The 13863-nt window shown below is 70.3% G+C and carries 10 protein-coding genes and 2 pseudogenes; 3 read left to right on the forward strand and 9 right to left on the reverse strand.

Translation table 11 applies throughout. From position 1 onward, the window contains the following. Nucleotides 1-25 precede the first annotated feature (25 nt). From OTB20_RS38875 to OTB20_RS42990, 4 genes and pseudogenes are all read right to left on the reverse strand, one after another. Nucleotides 26-1141 carry a quaternary amine ABC transporter ATP-binding protein gene (locus OTB20_RS38875; protein ID WP_267824635.1) on the reverse strand — a complete coding sequence of 372 codons (1116 nt, stop codon included), beginning with the start codon at nt 1139-1141 and terminating at the stop codon, nt 26-28. Continuing rightward, nucleotides 1138-2697, reverse strand: a complete 1560-nt coding sequence (locus tag OTB20_RS38880; protein WP_267824636.1) for a GMC family oxidoreductase — start codon at nt 2695-2697, stop codon at nt 1138-1140. The genes OTB20_RS38875 and OTB20_RS38880 overlap by 4 nt, the downstream gene beginning before the upstream one ends. Before the next feature lie 15 nt (nt 2698-2712). Beyond that, nucleotides 2713-4197 (reverse strand): aldehyde dehydrogenase family protein, encoded by a 1485-nt coding sequence (locus OTB20_RS38885; protein WP_267824637.1) that lies wholly within the window; start codon nt 4195-4197, stop codon nt 2713-2715. A gap of 308 nt (nt 4198-4505) precedes the next feature. Then, nucleotides 4506-4796: pseudogene (locus OTB20_RS42990) on the reverse strand (virginiamycin B lyase family protein); the annotation flags it as partial. Between the two features lie 921 nt (nt 4797-5717). Between OTB20_RS42990 and OTB20_RS38895 the strand changes: the two are divergent. Continuing rightward, complete coding sequence (locus tag OTB20_RS38895; RefSeq protein ID WP_267824639.1) at nt 5718-5939, forward strand: hypothetical protein; 222 nt, start codon at nt 5718-5720, stop codon at nt 5937-5939. 59 nt (nt 5940-5998) lie between these two features. On the opposite strand, the gene OTB20_RS38900 is transcribed toward OTB20_RS38895, so the two are convergent. Further along, a complete protein-coding gene (locus OTB20_RS38900) occupies nt 5999-6904 on the reverse strand; it encodes a replication-relaxation family protein (protein WP_267824640.1) in 906 nt (301 codons plus the stop codon). Beyond that, complete coding sequence (locus OTB20_RS38905; RefSeq protein WP_267824641.1) at nt 6901-7269, reverse strand: hypothetical protein; 369 nt, start codon at nt 7267-7269, stop codon at nt 6901-6903. Before OTB20_RS38905 ends, OTB20_RS38900 begins: the two co-directional genes overlap by 4 nt. A 591-nt stretch (nt 7270-7860) precedes the next feature. Between OTB20_RS38905 and OTB20_RS38910 the strand changes: the two genes are divergently transcribed. Both OTB20_RS38910 and OTB20_RS38915 read left to right on the forward strand, forming a co-directional pair. Further along, nucleotides 7861-8337, forward strand: coding sequence for a hypothetical protein (locus OTB20_RS38910; RefSeq protein WP_267824642.1), 477 nt, complete (start codon nt 7861-7863; stop codon nt 8335-8337). 1022 nt (nt 8338-9359) lie between these two features. Further along, nucleotides 9360-11834: an MFS transporter gene (locus OTB20_RS38915; RefSeq protein ID WP_267824643.1), complete on the forward strand. Its 2475-nt coding sequence runs from the start codon at nt 9360-9362 to the stop codon at nt 11832-11834. A 288-nt stretch (nt 11835-12122) separates the two neighbouring features. On the opposite strand, the gene OTB20_RS38920 is transcribed toward OTB20_RS38915, so the two are convergent. The 3 genes and pseudogenes from OTB20_RS38920 to OTB20_RS38930 all read right to left on the reverse strand — a co-directional run. Beyond that, complete coding sequence (locus tag OTB20_RS38920) at nt 12123-12341, reverse strand: hypothetical protein (RefSeq protein ID WP_267824644.1); 219 nt, start codon at nt 12339-12341, stop codon at nt 12123-12125. 18 nt (nt 12342-12359) lie between these two features. Further along, the gene (locus OTB20_RS38925) at nt 12360-13217 is read right to left on the reverse strand and encodes a helix-turn-helix domain-containing protein (protein ID WP_267824645.1); all 858 of its coding nucleotides are present in this window, start codon (nt 13215-13217) and stop codon (nt 12360-12362) included. A gap of 538 nt (nt 13218-13755) precedes the next feature. Continuing rightward, nucleotides 13756-13863: pseudogene (locus OTB20_RS38930) on the reverse strand (IS5/IS1182 family transposase); the annotation flags it as partial.

Raw genomic sequence — 13863 nt, forward strand, 5'->3', positions numbered from 1 at the left:
GGGACCTGGGGGCGGGCCGGGCGGGTCATGCAGCCACCCCCCGTCCCGTGCCGGCCGGGAGTCCGGCGACGACGGCGAGGAGTCCCGCGTCGTCCACGACGCCCAGGCAGCGGCCGCGGTCGACCACGCGGGCCGTGCCGCCGGTGCGGGCGACGGCCTGGATGGCCTCGACCACGGTGGTGGCGGGGGTGAGCGCCGGCCCGTGTTCGGCCTCCTCGGAGGTGGCCGGACGCATCGCGGTGCGGACGGTGAGCACCTGTTCGCGGGGGACGTCGCGGACGAAGTCCCGTACGTAGTCGTCGGCGGGCGAGCCGACGATCTCCTCGGGCGTGCCGAGTTGCACGATGCGGCCGTCGCGCATCAGCGCGATCCGGTCGCCCAGGCGCAGGGCTTCGGCGAGGTCGTGGGTGATGAAGACCATGGTCCGGCCCTCGTCGTGGTGGAGCCGGGCGACCTCCTCCTGCATCTCGCGGCGGATGAGGGGGTCGAGTGCGCTGAACGGCTCGTCGAACAGGAGCACTTCGGGGTCGGAGGCGAGGGCGCGGGCCAGGCCGACGCGCTGCTGCTGTCCGCCCGAGAGCTGGCCGGGGCGGCGGTCCTCCAGGCCTTCGAGGCCGACCTTGGCGACGAGTTCGGCGGCCTTGCGCCGACGGTCGGCGCGTCCGACGCCCTGGATCTCCAGTCCGTACGCCACGTTGTCGAGGACGGTGCGGTGCGGGAGGAGGCCGAAGTGCTGGAAGACCATGGCGGCGCGTCGACGGCGCAGGGTGCGCAGCCGGGCGGCGTCCATGGCGAGGACGTCCTCGCCGTCGATGGCCAGGCTTCCGGCGGTGGGCTCGATGAGCCGGGTGAGGCAGCGCACGAGGGTGGACTTGCCGGAGCCGGACAGGCCCATCACGACGAAGACCTCGCCCTTGCGGACGTCGAAGGTGACGTCCCGGACGGCCGCGGTGCAGCCGGTGCGCTCGCGCAGTTCGGCGGCGGACAGGTCGGCGTCGGCGGTGCCGGGGACCTTGGCGGCGGCCTTGTCGGGGCCGAAGACCTTCCACAGGCCGTTCACGGAGAAGACGGGGGGCGCTTCGGAGGTGCCGGGGCCGGCGGAGGCGACGGACGTCGCGGGGGTGGCGGGGGTGGTGTTCATCGGGTACCGCCTTCCCGGACGAGCAGTTCGGCTGCTTTTTCGCCGACCATGAGTACTCCGATCATCGGGTTGACCGCGGGCATCGTCGGGAAGACGGAGGCGTCCGCGATGCGGATGCCTTCGAGACCGCGGATCTTCAGGTCCGGGCCGACGACGGCCCCGGGGTCGTCGGTGGCGCCCATGCGGCAGGTGCCGGCCGGGTGGTAGACGGTGTGCGCGACGGAGCGGGCGTAGGCGCTCAGTTCCTCGTCGCCGGTGATCTCCGGGCCGGGGCACACCTCGCGCGTGAGCCAGCCGGCGAGGGGCTCGGTCGCGGCGATCTCCCGGGCGAGCTTGATGCCGTCCACCAGGGTCCGGGCGTCGTAGTCGTCCTCGTCCGTGAAGTAGCGGAAGTCCAGGGCCGGTTTGACCCGGGGGTCCGCGCTGGTCAGGTAGAGGCGGCCGCGGCTGCGGGGTTTGGGGATGTTGGGGGTCATCGACACCCCGTGCACGGGGCGTTCGTAGCCGAGGCGCTCGGGGTTGTCGGTGAAGGGGACCTGGTAGAAGTGGAACATCAGGTCGGGGCCGGCCGATTCGGGGTCGCGCCGGACGAACAGGCCGGCGTCACTGTCCATCGCCGAGTTCTCCGGTATCGGTCCGTCGGTCTCCCAGACGATCACCGACTCGGGGTGATCGAGCAGGTTCTCCCCGACTCCCGGCAGGTCGTGCACCGGGGGGATGCCGAGGGCTTCCAGGTCCGCGCGCGGTCCGATGCCCGAGTGGAGCAGCAGTCGCGGGGTGTCCACGGCGCCGGCGCACACGAGCACCTCGCGGCGGGCGGTGACGAGGGACTCCGTGCCGTCGGCGGCGCGTACGTGGACTCCGCGCGCCCGGGCGCCGTCGAGTTCCAGGCGGTGGGCCCAGGTCTCCAGGAGGATCCGGAGGTTGGGGCGTTCGTCCATGACGGGGTGCAGGTAGGCGACCGACGCGGAGGAGCGCTTGTTGTCCTCGGGGTGGTAGGCGAGGTCGAAGAAACCGGCGCCCTCGTGGAAGGGCTTGCGGTTGAACCCCTCGACGCGCGGGACGCCCAACGCGGTCTGCGCGGAGTCGACGAAGTCGCGCGCGATGGCGTTGCGGTCCTTCTCATCGACCGGGACGATGTTGTTGAGGAGCTTGTCGAAGTACGGGTCCATGGCGGCCGCGTGCCAGCCCTCGGCTCCCGAACGCTCCCATTCGTCCCAGTCCGACGGGAGCGGCTTGAACGCGATGAGCGTGTTGTGCGAGGAGCAGCCGCCGAGGACGCGGGCGCGGCTGTGGCGGATGTGGGAGTTGCCCCGGGGCTGCTCGGTGGTGGGGTAGTCGTAGTCGAGTTCGCCGCCCAGGAGGCCCATCCAGCGGCGCAGGGTGAGCACCTCGGGGCGGTCGACGTCGCTGGGGCCGCCCTCGATGACGGCGACGGTGACGTTCGGGTCCTCGGTCAGGCGGGAGGCGATCACCGAGCCGGCGGTGCCGCCGCCGACGACGACGTAGTCGTACTCCTGCTCCGCGGATGCGGGGGTGTGCGTGGGGGTGGTCATGGCTCTGTTCCTCCTTCAGCCCGCGAACCAGCGGACGGGGCGGGGGGCGAGGTTCTGGTACACGTGCTTGGCCTCGCGGTACTCGGCCAGGCCCGAGGGGCCCAGTTCGCGCCCGGTGCCCGACTTGCCGAAGCCGCCCCACTCGGCCTGCGGAAGGTAGGGGTGGAAGTCGTTGATCCAGACGGTGCCGTGGCGCAGCCGGCCCGCGACGCGCCGGCCGCGACCCGGGTCGGAGGTCCACACGGCGCCGGCGAGGCCGTACTCGGTGTCGTTGGCGAGCGCGACGGCCTCCGCCTCGGTACGGAAGGTCTCGACGGTCAGGACCGGCCCGAAGATCTCCTCCCGCACGACGCGCATCCCGCGGTGGCAGGCGTCGAGCACGGTCGGCCGGTAGAAGTAGCCGGGGCCGTCGGGCCGCACGCCGCCGGAGCGGAGCACGGCTCCCTCGGCGAGGGCCGAGGCCACGTATTCCTCGGTGCGTTCGCGCTGGGCGGCGGAGACCAGCGGGCCGCACTCCACGCCCGGGTCGGTGCCGCGACCGAGGCGGATGCGGTCGGCCCTGCGGGCGAGTTCGGCGACGAAGCGCTCGGCGACGCTCTCCTCGACGATGAGTCGGGAGCCGGCGGAGCAGACCTGGCCGCTGTGCATGAACGCGGCGTTGAGGGCCTGGTCGACGGCCGTGTCGAAGCCGTCCTCGGTGGCGCAGGCATCGGCGAAGACGACGTTGGGGTTCTTGCCGCCGAGTTCGAGGGCGACCTTCTTGACGGAGTCGGCGGCCGCGCGCATCACCTTCGTACCGCTGGTGAGGCCGCCGGTGAAGGAGACGAGGTCGACGTCGGGGTGGGCGGCGAGGCGGGCGCCGACGGGGTCGCCGGGGCCGGTGACCAGGTTCGCGACGCCGGCCGGGAGACCGGCCTCCGCCAGCAGGCCGATGAGCGCCACCGTGGACAGCGGGGTGATCTCGCTGGGCTTGAGGACGAAGGTGTTGCCCGCCGCGAGGGCCGGGGCGATCTTCCATGACGCCTGGAGGAGCGGGTAGTTCCACGGGGTGATCAGGGCGCAGACCCCGACGGGCTCGTGGACGACGACGCTGTGGACGTCGGGGGTCCCGGCGTCGACCACGCGGCCCGCGCTCTCGCCGGCGACGAGGTCGGCGAAGTAGCGGAAGGCGTCGGCGACGCAGTCCACGTCCACCCGCCCCTCTTCCAGGGTCTTGCCCGCGTCGCGGCTCTCCAGCAGCCCGATGTGTTCGCGGTCCCGGTGGAGGAGGTCCGCGGCGCGGCGCAGCAGCGCGGCCCGCTCCAGGACGGGGGTCTGCGGCCACTCGCCGCCGTCGAAGGCCGCACGGGCGGCACTGACGGCCGCGTCGGTGTCCGCGGTGCCGCCTTCGGCGACGACGGCGAGGACCGTGGCGTCCGCGGGGTCCAAGACCTCTCGGGTGGCGCCTGATACCGCGGACCGCCAGGTCCCTGCGATGTGGATGGTCTGCTGCTCGGACACGACGGGCTGTACCTCCGATTCCGGCACCGCGGCCTACCCGCGGCGATGGTGGTGCACGTGCCCTCGTGCCCCGGTCCTGTGGAAGTCATGTCACTTCCGTCACTGGAAGTGACGGGAGTCACTCTTTGTCGCCACGGAAAGTCAAGGGGAAAAGTGCGCGAACCGGACATGTCGCAGGACTCGATCGAGGCGACTGAAGGCCTCTGGTCGGGTCCTGCGGGGTGGGGTAAGGCAGCTGCCGTACGGCGGCTGTCGGCAAAAGTAATCCTTACCGTTACACGTCGCCTATTGCATGTGACGGTGTGTGCTCAAGCCTCGCCACGGACCAGTCGCAGGATCTCGCCCTTCTCCAGGGCCGCGTACAGCGCCCCGTCCGGGCCGAATGCGAGACGGTGCGGTTCGCAGTCGGGGGTGGGCAAGAGGTGCTCCGTCAGCCGGCCGGCGGGAGTGAGGGAGCCGATGCGGCCGGACCCCCACTCGGTGAACCACACGGATCCGTCGGGCGCGGCGGTGATCGCGTGGGGACGACAGGCGGGGTCGGGGAGCGGAAACTCGGTGAGTTCACCGGTCGGGGTGATCCAGCCGATCGCGTGGGCCTGGTTGCGGGTGAATCACAGCGCGCCGTCGGGGCCTGCGGTGAGGGCGTACGGGCCCGAGGCCGGGTCCGACGGCAGTCGAGCAGTCGATGGTGCCGGGAATTGCCTGTTCATAGCCCGCGAGGACACCGTTGGGGACGTTCCCGTTCCCTCGTACGGGGCCGAATCGAATCCGTCGGGGCGGCCTCCGGGACTGTTAGGGGATCCGCTCCCGCTGGGCTCTGCCGCTGAGGATCTGGCCTGCCCCTGGGTCAAGGGGGCCGCTCCCCCTCAAGTGTGCGGATGCCCTCAGGGACGGACTCGACCTCAGCCTCTCGCAATGGTCGTGTGCTGTCCGAGCAGCAGCCCCATTGCCTTCCGGTACGCCGATGCCTGGGGACCGCCGCCGCGACAGGTGCCGTCCTCCACCAGCCAGGGGATCAGTGGATTGAGCGGCGGAACATGGTCCAGATTCGCCATCGGATGGCCTGACAGGCTCTGACGGCTTGAGTGGGCCTGAAAGCAGCCTCCAGATTCAGAAGGATCCGTCGCCCGTGAGCCTGTACCGAGAAAACGTCACCTGGCAGTCCCCGGATGGCCGCTGAAGCATCGGCTTCTACGGCTGCGACGAACACCAGACGGACGAGGACGGCTGGCCCATCTTCTTCGACCACTTCGGCTGGGTTTCTGCCGGGCATTCATCGAGCGACTCCGCCCAGGCCGAATACCTCCGCGATCACGCAAACCCTGGCGGTGGAACCGTCACAGCGTGGTCCCCGGACACTGCCAGCGCTATAGCCCACTACACAGCCCTGGCCGATGACTACACCGCTCATCCCGAAAGCGTCGTCGGTTCTTGGTGAACAACGAGATCCGCCGGGCCAAAGCGAGCTCACCCTGCCACCCGACATCCCCACATCCCCATAGAGAACCCAGGAGAAATAAGTGTCCAAGATCGTCGCTTCGCACACAACCGCATCGGGCACCGTTATCGAGGTCCACGACCGAGGTTACGACACCGAAGGCCGGTACCGCTCCAAGGCCATGATGGTGATCCGCGACCCGAACGGAACCGAGAGGGACCGGGTTTACGCCGACACCGGCACCCGGTGGGAAGACGACCCGATCGCAGGCCTGTACCGCGCGACCGTCCAACTGTGTCCATGAGACGTCCGACGGTTCCTGCTGTCAGGACGTGGCCGGAGCTTGCAGGTGCCGCACCGGGATCAGAGCTGGGTCCATCCGCGCAGTTCGCTGCTCCCCGCGAGGGAGGTCCAGACCTTGGCGCGGGGGCCTTGGGCTTCGAGGTCTTCGAGAATGGCCGCGCCGAGGGGGACCTGGGAGGCGAGACGGTTGACGAGCCTGTGGTCGGCGGTCATACGGCGGAGGTCTTCGATGCGGTTGGCCAGGGTGGTACGGGGGGCGCCGGTGAGGACGAACAGCAGGCGGGGGAAGCGCGGGTAGAAGCGCTGCCAGGTGAGCATCGCGTTCTGGTCGGTGGTCGTACCCCGGCGTCCGGCCGGGGGCGTGTAGTCGTGGAAGCGGGCGTACGTGATGAGCTTTCGGGCCAGACGCTCGCTGCTCATGGTCGTGCGGTCGATCTCGACGAAGGCCCGGTACTGCAGCCGACGCGGATGGTTGGCCGTGTAGTGGAAGAGTGCGTCGGCGACGAGGCGGTCCTCGCCGACGGTGTCGGGGAGGCGGTGGGTGACCTCGGGCATCCAGTCCAAAGGTTCGTACTCGTCTCCGTGGGCGCGGGCCTCGGCGAGGAACGTCAGGTGGGCGCGGACCCCGGTAAGGGTGTGCGCGGCTCGTAGCGACGCCTCGCCGGCGCTCTGGATGGTGGTGGGCGTACGGCCGCGCAGCTCGGGCCAGTCGCTCACCGTCTGGGCTCCGGCCGAGGTCAGGAAGTGCGTGTGCAGGCCGCGCTTGCCCCCGAGGACGGTGTGCGCGATCAGACCCTCGGTCCGCAACGGTGCGAGCACGTTATGAATCTTGCGGGGCGGGGTGTGGGGAATGAGCATCTGGTGGAGGTGGTGGGTGGTGAGTAGCCGGTGCTGGGAGAGCAGGGCCAGAGCCCGGTGGGCGAGTGTGTCCGCGGAGGACGGCAGGAGGTCGGTCGCGCTCGTCATCGGTACTGATCCTTGGAGTCGTCGGCGGTGTGAGCACGGGTAGATGCGGCAGTGCGCTGGGCGAGGAAGGTTCGGACACGCTGTTCCTGGGCGAGGGCGGTCTTGGTGCGCGCCGCCAGGGTGCGGGCGCCGGTGTTGCGGTGCGCGGCTTGGAACAGCGCGCCGGTCTCCTTGGGGCGGGCGAGGTCGTCGAAGACCTCTTCGAGTTCGGGCCCTCGGATGCGCAGGGGGCCGATGCGCTTGCCGTCGACGGTGAACGACGCGTAGTGCCACCACCGCTGTCTCGCCCGTCCACGATCCGTCCTTGTTCGCGCGGGCGATGCGGGACATGCGCCTAACCTGGCAAGGCGGTCGTCGCGGGGCAAGGAGACTGGGCTCCAGGTCCCAATCGTCCTCGGGCGCGAGGCCCCCCCCCGGAGGCGCAGCCGGTTGCTGAGGTCACAGGCGGTGACCGGTGAGGTTTCTGGTGAGTGAGTGGTGAGTTGCCCGCTCTAACGTTCAGGTGCCAGACCGCCCTTGTGATGACGGGTCCCACGTACCCTTTCCCCTGCTCTGACCTGGGATGGGGAGGGGATCGGTGAGTTCACAGGGCTCGTGCTTCCGTACGCCCTGGACGGGCCCGGCCAGCGCGCAGGGCGATGGAGGCGTGGGCGAGCACGACGAGGGCCAAGACATTGTCGCCGAGCCGGCGCGGGCCGCCACTGACCACCGCGCGGGCCCGTGTCGTGACTGCTGGGCTGCGTGAGGCGATGGACGGCGTCCGCCGTACGGTCGCGGTGCTCGCTGCCAGGGTCCGCGGTGCGCACGCCGCCCGTGTCTGAGTTCCGCTGGGCGAAGGCTCGTGGGAGTCGTACTGCGCCAAGGAGCTTGGCACCAGCCGTGCCCACGCGTACCGGCTCCTCGACGTCGCCCGCGCCCTGGGTGCCATCCATGGCGCGGTCACCGTCGGCACCGCGGTGTCTCGCACGCGAGACACCGACCTGGCCACCGTGGCCACGCTCGACTACGGCCTGTCCCAGCGTGCACTCATTGCCATCGCCAGTCGCACGGACGACCTCGCGGAGCTGATCACCCGCCGACTCACCGGGCTTGCCGGCAGCGGCTGGCGGTTGCTCGGCGAGCCTGCGGTGCGCGCGGTGGTACGCCAGGCCGTCCGTGACGTCCGCACTGCCCCGCCTCCGCTGCCAGAGGGACCACGGGAGGATCCCGCGCTCGCCGGGCTGCACCCGGTCGTCGACGACATCGCCGCCAGCGCGCACGCGATGGGCGAACTGCTCCTCGAAGTCGCGCCGGCCTACCTCTGCGACACGGCGGCCGGCGAAATCCCCACCCCGCGGTGTGATGCGATCGGCGAGAGCCTCGACTGCGCCCTCGCAGCCCGCCGGTACGTCATGTCCGGCGACCGGCGTGCCCTCCACGGCACCGTCCTGTAACTACAGCAGCTGGTCGGTCCTCGGGGGCCTTCGGAAACGTTGGGGGAATCATGAGGGGAACCCAAAGGGGGGAACCATAAGGGGAAGCTAGAGGGGGAAACATAAGGGGAAGCGGTAGTCGGAGCGGGCTGGCGTTCCCCCTGTTCAGGCCATGGTTTTCAGCTGGTGAGTGCGCGGACTTTCTTCTGTGTGGGTGTGAGGGGTGGATGGCGGAGTGGGTTGAGACGCTGTGCGGTCGGCATGCGGGTGGCACATGAACGAGCGCTGGGTGGGGGTGGGAAGCCCTTGATGGAGGTGACGGGGTTCGTTGAGCGGGGCCTGGGCTAGATGGTCGGGCTGTCGTCGGGGAGTCGTGCTGCTGGGCCTTGCTGCTGTACCGGGCGACTGCGGGTAAGGGGGGTCTGCACGCTCGATCATGGTGTTGGCGTCGGCCAGTTCGTGGAAGGCGTGGGCAAGCGTGCCTTGGAGGGACTGCGGCAGGTCCACGCCGAGGGGGCCGCCGAGCTGAAGGAGGGAGGATGGCGAGCCGAAGACATGCCCCAGGCCGTGGCCGTCGTGGCCGTCGCCGAGGCGGCAGGTCACTTGAGGTCGCTTGGTGTGGTGAGGCCCGCGCCTACATCCTTCCGACCCTTGGAGCCCGGCCGGAGCGCCTGACCACCGATCACAACATGCGTCAGGCACTTCTTGATAGGCAGGTGGAGCCCGGGCCATACGCCCGCAACCGGATTACGTCCTACCTCGGCGACACCACCCCCAACGCCCCCGTGGGGTCGATCAGCCTGCCCCGCCGACGGAGGCCGTGACGAGAGGGCCGCGCCGGTCACCGCCTCGGGCCGGTCCGCACCCTCACCGGTTCGGGTGGTTCTCCGTACGGGCCGATGGTTCACGGCACCCCCTCCCACCGGCTCGTATGCCCGCTGGCACCTCCGGGACGTCAATCCGCGCGTTTGCTCCTGCTGTTGTCGAATGCGAGAAAAGGGCGGCGCAGGCGCGATTGCCTGAGGCAACGAGGGGAGCAGTACGTGGGCGGTATCACTCTGGAGACGGACGAGCAGGCCGCCCCGCAGCCGGCTCCGGTCCGCTTCGAGAAGAGGGCGCATCCCGATCCGGCCGGCCGGGACGCTGCGAGCGGACCCCCTCCCTCCGCCGAAGTGGGTCCGCCCGAGGAGTTCAGCCCGCGTCGGGTCCGGCTGGTGTTCTTCGGGCTGATGCTGGCGCTGCTGCTCGCCGCGCTGGAGCAGATGATCGTCGCCACGGCGCTGCCGAAGATCGTCGGGGAGCTCCAGGGCCTGGACCGGATGTCGTGGGCCATCACGGCCTATCTGCTCACCTCCACCATCGGGCTGCCGCTGTACGGCAAGCTCGGCGACCTCTTCGGCCGCAAGAGCGTCTTCCAGTTCGCGATCGTGGTCTTCATCATCGGTTCCGCGCTGGCCGGCTGGTCGCGCACCATGAACGAGCTCATCGCTTTCCGGGCGGTCCAGGGCATCGGCGCCGGCGGGCTCATGATCGGTGTGCAGGCGATCATCGCGGACATCGTGCCGCCCCGGCAGCGCGGCCGCTTCATGGGACTGATCGGCGCAGCCTTCGGCCTCGCGTCCGTCGCCGGACCGCTGCTCGGCGGGTTCTTCACCGACCACGCATCGTGGCGCTGGTGCTTCTACATCAACGTCCCGTTCGGACTGATCACCCTGGCCGTGATCGCCGTCGTGCTGAAGCTCCCCAAGCCCACCGTCCGGCCCCGGCTCGACGTGATCGGCGCCGTACTCCTCGCTGCGGCCTCTACCTGCCTGGTGCTGCTGACCAGTTGGGGCGGTACCGAGTACGCATGGGACTCGCGGATGATCCTGGGGCTCGCCGTCGGCGCTGCCGGAACGTCCCTGCTCTTCGTGGTCGCCGAGCACCACGCGGCCGAACCGATCATCCCGCTGCGGCTGTTCCGCGACCCGGTCTTCACGGTCACCGCTCTGGTCGGGGCTGTCGTCGGGATCGCACTGTTCGGCGCGGCCAGTTATCTGCCTACATACCTCCAGATGGTCGAGGGTGCCACCGCCACCGCGTCCGGGCTGCTGATGCTGCCGATGATGGGCGGGGTCGTCGTCGCCTCCATCGTCTCCGGCCAGCTGATCAGCAGGACCGGCCGCTACAAGGTCTACCCGGTCCTCGGCGGGGCGCTGTCCAGCCTCGGCATGTGGCTGCTGTCCCGGCTGGAGACCAGTACCACCCAGCTCGCGTACAGCCTCTGGATGGCCGTCCTCGGCATCGGCATCGGACTGGTACTGCCGGTGCTGGTCCTTGCCGTCCAGAACTCGGTGCGGCCCACCGACCTCGGCACCGCCACCAGCGGCAACAACTACTTCCGGCAGATGGGCGGCAGCATCGGCGCCGCCGTCTTCGGCACGGTCTTCGCCGGCCGGCTCACCGACGCGCTCGCCGACCGGCTGCCCGCCGGCGCCGGGCTCCCGGACCCCTCCGCCATCACCCCGCAGCTGGTGCACTCCCTACCGCCGACCGTCAGGGACGCGTACATCGCGGCCTACGCCGAGGCGATGCCGCGGATCTTCCTCTACCTCGTGCCCGTGCTCGTCCTCGGCCTGCTCATCGCCTGCTTCCTCAAGGAGAAACCGCTGGTGTCCCACAACGCCCCCGCAGCCGATCCGCTGCCCTGCGAGGCCCACGCGCAGCCGCTCCCCGGCGAGATCCCCGCCGCACGGACCTCAACCGACGCCCCCCAGCCGGGCGGGCTCCCGGTCTGCGGAACCGTCCAGCACCCCGACGGCAGCACGGTCCCCAGCGCCGCCCTGACCCTGATCGACGTGAGCGGGCGTCAAGTCGGCCGGGGCGCCAGCGGAGCCGACGGACGCTACGTGCTGAGCGTGCGCGGCCCCGGCTCGTACGTCCTGATCGCGGCGGCCGGCGGCCATCAGCCGCAGGCAGTCAGCGTGACCGTGGGCGAGCGGCCGGTCGAGCTCGACGTGGTGCTCGGCGGCACCGGCCGGTTGGCCGGCTCGGTCCTCACCGCCGACGGTACCCCGGTCAGCGACGCGACCGTCACCCTCACCGACGTCCGGGGCGAGGTGGTCTCCTCCACCCGGACCGGCCGGGAGGGCACGTACGTCATCTCGGAGCTGGTGGCGGGGGAGTACACCCTGGCTGCGAGCGCCCCGGCGTTCCGGCCGGCCGCACTGCCGGTGACCGTGCAGGCCTCCCGCGAGACCCGCCAAGACGTGGAGCTCGCAGGCGGCGCGTCCCTGCGCGGAACGGTGCGCGCCGGCACAGGAAGGCCGGTCGAGGATGCCAGGGTCACCTTGCTCGACGCGGCCGGCAACGTGGTGGACACCCTGACCACCGGTTCGGACGGGACCTTCCGGTTCACCGACCTGCCGTCGGGCGAGTACACGGTCATCGCGGCCGGCTATCCGCCCGTGGCGACGGTCCTGCAGGTCGCGGGCGGCGGCCGCACCGAGCGGGACGTACGGCTCGGGCACGAGGACTGACGAACGGGCATGTCGGAGCCGTCAGATTTTGTCGCCCGGTTGCCGAGGTTCTGGTGGGGTTGCTGACGTGGCTGGAGCCGAGGGACGTCCACTGTTTCCGGTGTGGGTGGTGGTGGGTGCGCTTTAGAGTCGTGGCTAGTCCGCGCCGACATGGGTGTGCGGGTCAGGGCTGGTGCCCAGAGCGCTCTGGGGCAGTACGACCGGTCCGCCTTCCGGCCCCGGTATTCCCACGGAATACCGGGGCCGTTGAACCCTGAGCACCGAGCTTGTAAGGGCACCGTTCCGGCGCTACAGGTCGGGGACTTCGGCTGCGCTGCCTGCCTGGACGGCGTCGACCACCTGCTGGTGGAAGACGGCGAGCCTGCCCGTGGGGAGCGGGGCCGGGTTCACGGTGAGGGTGTACCACTCGGTGCCGGTGTACTGGATTCGGACCTGGATGGTGCCGTCGGGGCTGGGCTCGGTGGTCAGGGTGATGTCGCCGGTGATGACGCCGGCTTCGTCGGTCATCGCGCCGCCGGGCGCTCGCTACCCGGTGTGGGTTTCGGCGGCGCGGGTGATGAAGTGGCGGGTGCTGTCCGGGTTCAGGGCCTTTGCCTGGAGGTGTTCGTACATGACGCTGTAGTGCTCGACGTCGGATCGTTTCTCCAGGTAGAGGTCGCTGGTGAACCGTTCCAGATACACCGTCCCCGGTCCGGGAGCGTCCGTGAAGTCGAGGATGGAGAACTGTCCCGAGATGCCCGGATGGGCTCCCGCGCTGTGTGGGAGGACCTGCACGGTGATGTGCGGCTGCGCGCCGAGTCGGTTGAGGAACTCAAGCTGTTCGCTCATGATCTGCGGGCTGCCGACGACGCGGCGCAGCGCGGATTCATCCAGGACCACCCATAGGCGGAAAGGCCGGGCTGGGTGGTGGGCCCGGGATTGACGGCGCAGCCGTACTTCAAGGCGCGTGGCGATCTGTTCGGGTGTGGCCTGAGGGATCGTTTCCGCGATGACGGCGGCCGCGTAGGCGGGCGTTTGCAGCAGGCCGGGGATCACCAGTGGCTCGTAGGTGCGGATGGAGGCGGCTGCCGTCTCCAGGCCGATGTAGACGGCGTAGGGGACTTCGCCGAAGGCGACCCACCAGCCCTGACGGTCTGATTCGCCGGCCGCCCGCATCAACGAGTCGACGACCTGCGGGTCTGTGACCCCGTACAGGGCGCACAGGTCCCGCACATCGCGGGGCTTGATGACGCGGCGGCCGTTCTCCAGGTGACTGATCTTGGGCTGGGAGATCAGCAGTTGCTCTGCCACCTGCGTACTTGTCAGGCCACTGGCCAGACGGAGCCGGCGCAGCTCCGCGCCCAGCCGGCGTCTCCTGACGGTGGGATTTCCGTTCACCGCCACGGGTGTACCTCCGGCTCAAGACCATCTACCAGCCGCGGACATGGCACGGCCGGGCGCGGGCGAACGCGTTCGCCGTGCAGAAGTGATCAACGAGTTTTTCTGCACGGTGTCACCGGGCGGGGGCCGGGCTCACCCAGGTAGCCCTAGCCGAGCAGCCGGCTGCGCGGTCCCTTCCCCGCAAGAGGGCTGCTCCCGGCGGCGGGCCGCCCCACGGCGAGCCGCCCGGGCCGGGGATGCGGCGGCGTGCATTCTGGCGGCATATTGCCCTCAGTCCCCAGGCGCGGGTCAGCTGAGCGTGGGCTCCGGACGGTCGTCTTCCGGGGCCCACGCCATGTCCGCCCCGACTGTCCGTCCAGGCCCGCCGACGCGGCACAGGGCGGCTGTAGGGGCGCACCTCTCGTTTTGCGGACGTTCGCCGAAGGCGGGGCAGGCGGGCCTGCCTGTCGGTGGGCGGTGGGCGGGATATGACAGAGCCCGGCCGGGGTGACTGTGGGCCGGCCGGGCTCTGTAGGACACGGTCTAGGTTCTGTTTCCTGGATCAGGTGCGGAGCCAGATCGTGAGGGCTGCGAGAGTGACTGTTCCGAGGTAGACATAGGCGCGTTTGTCGTAGCGGGTGGCGACTGCCCGGAAGTTTTTGAGGCGGTT

Origin of the sequence: Streptomyces sp. H27-H1 (assembly GCF_026627445.1) — a bacterium.
GTDB lineage: Bacteria > Actinomycetota > Actinomycetes > Streptomycetales > Streptomycetaceae > Streptomyces.

Coding starts and splice junctions, on each gene's coding strand:
- OTB20_RS38880 (WP_267824636.1), bottom strand. CDS start 2,697: ATGACCACCCCCACGCACACCCCCGCATCCGCGGAGCAGGAGTACGAC.
- OTB20_RS38920 (WP_267824644.1), bottom strand. CDS start 12,341: ATGACCGACGAAGCCGGCGTCATCACCGGCGACATCACCCTGACCACC.
- OTB20_RS38875 (WP_267824635.1), bottom strand. CDS start 1,141: ATGAACACCACCCCCGCCACCCCCGCGACGTCCGTCGCCTCCGCCGGC.
- OTB20_RS38900 (WP_267824640.1), bottom strand. CDS start 6,904: ATGACGAGCGCGACCGACCTCCTGCCGTCCTCCGCGGACACACTCGCC.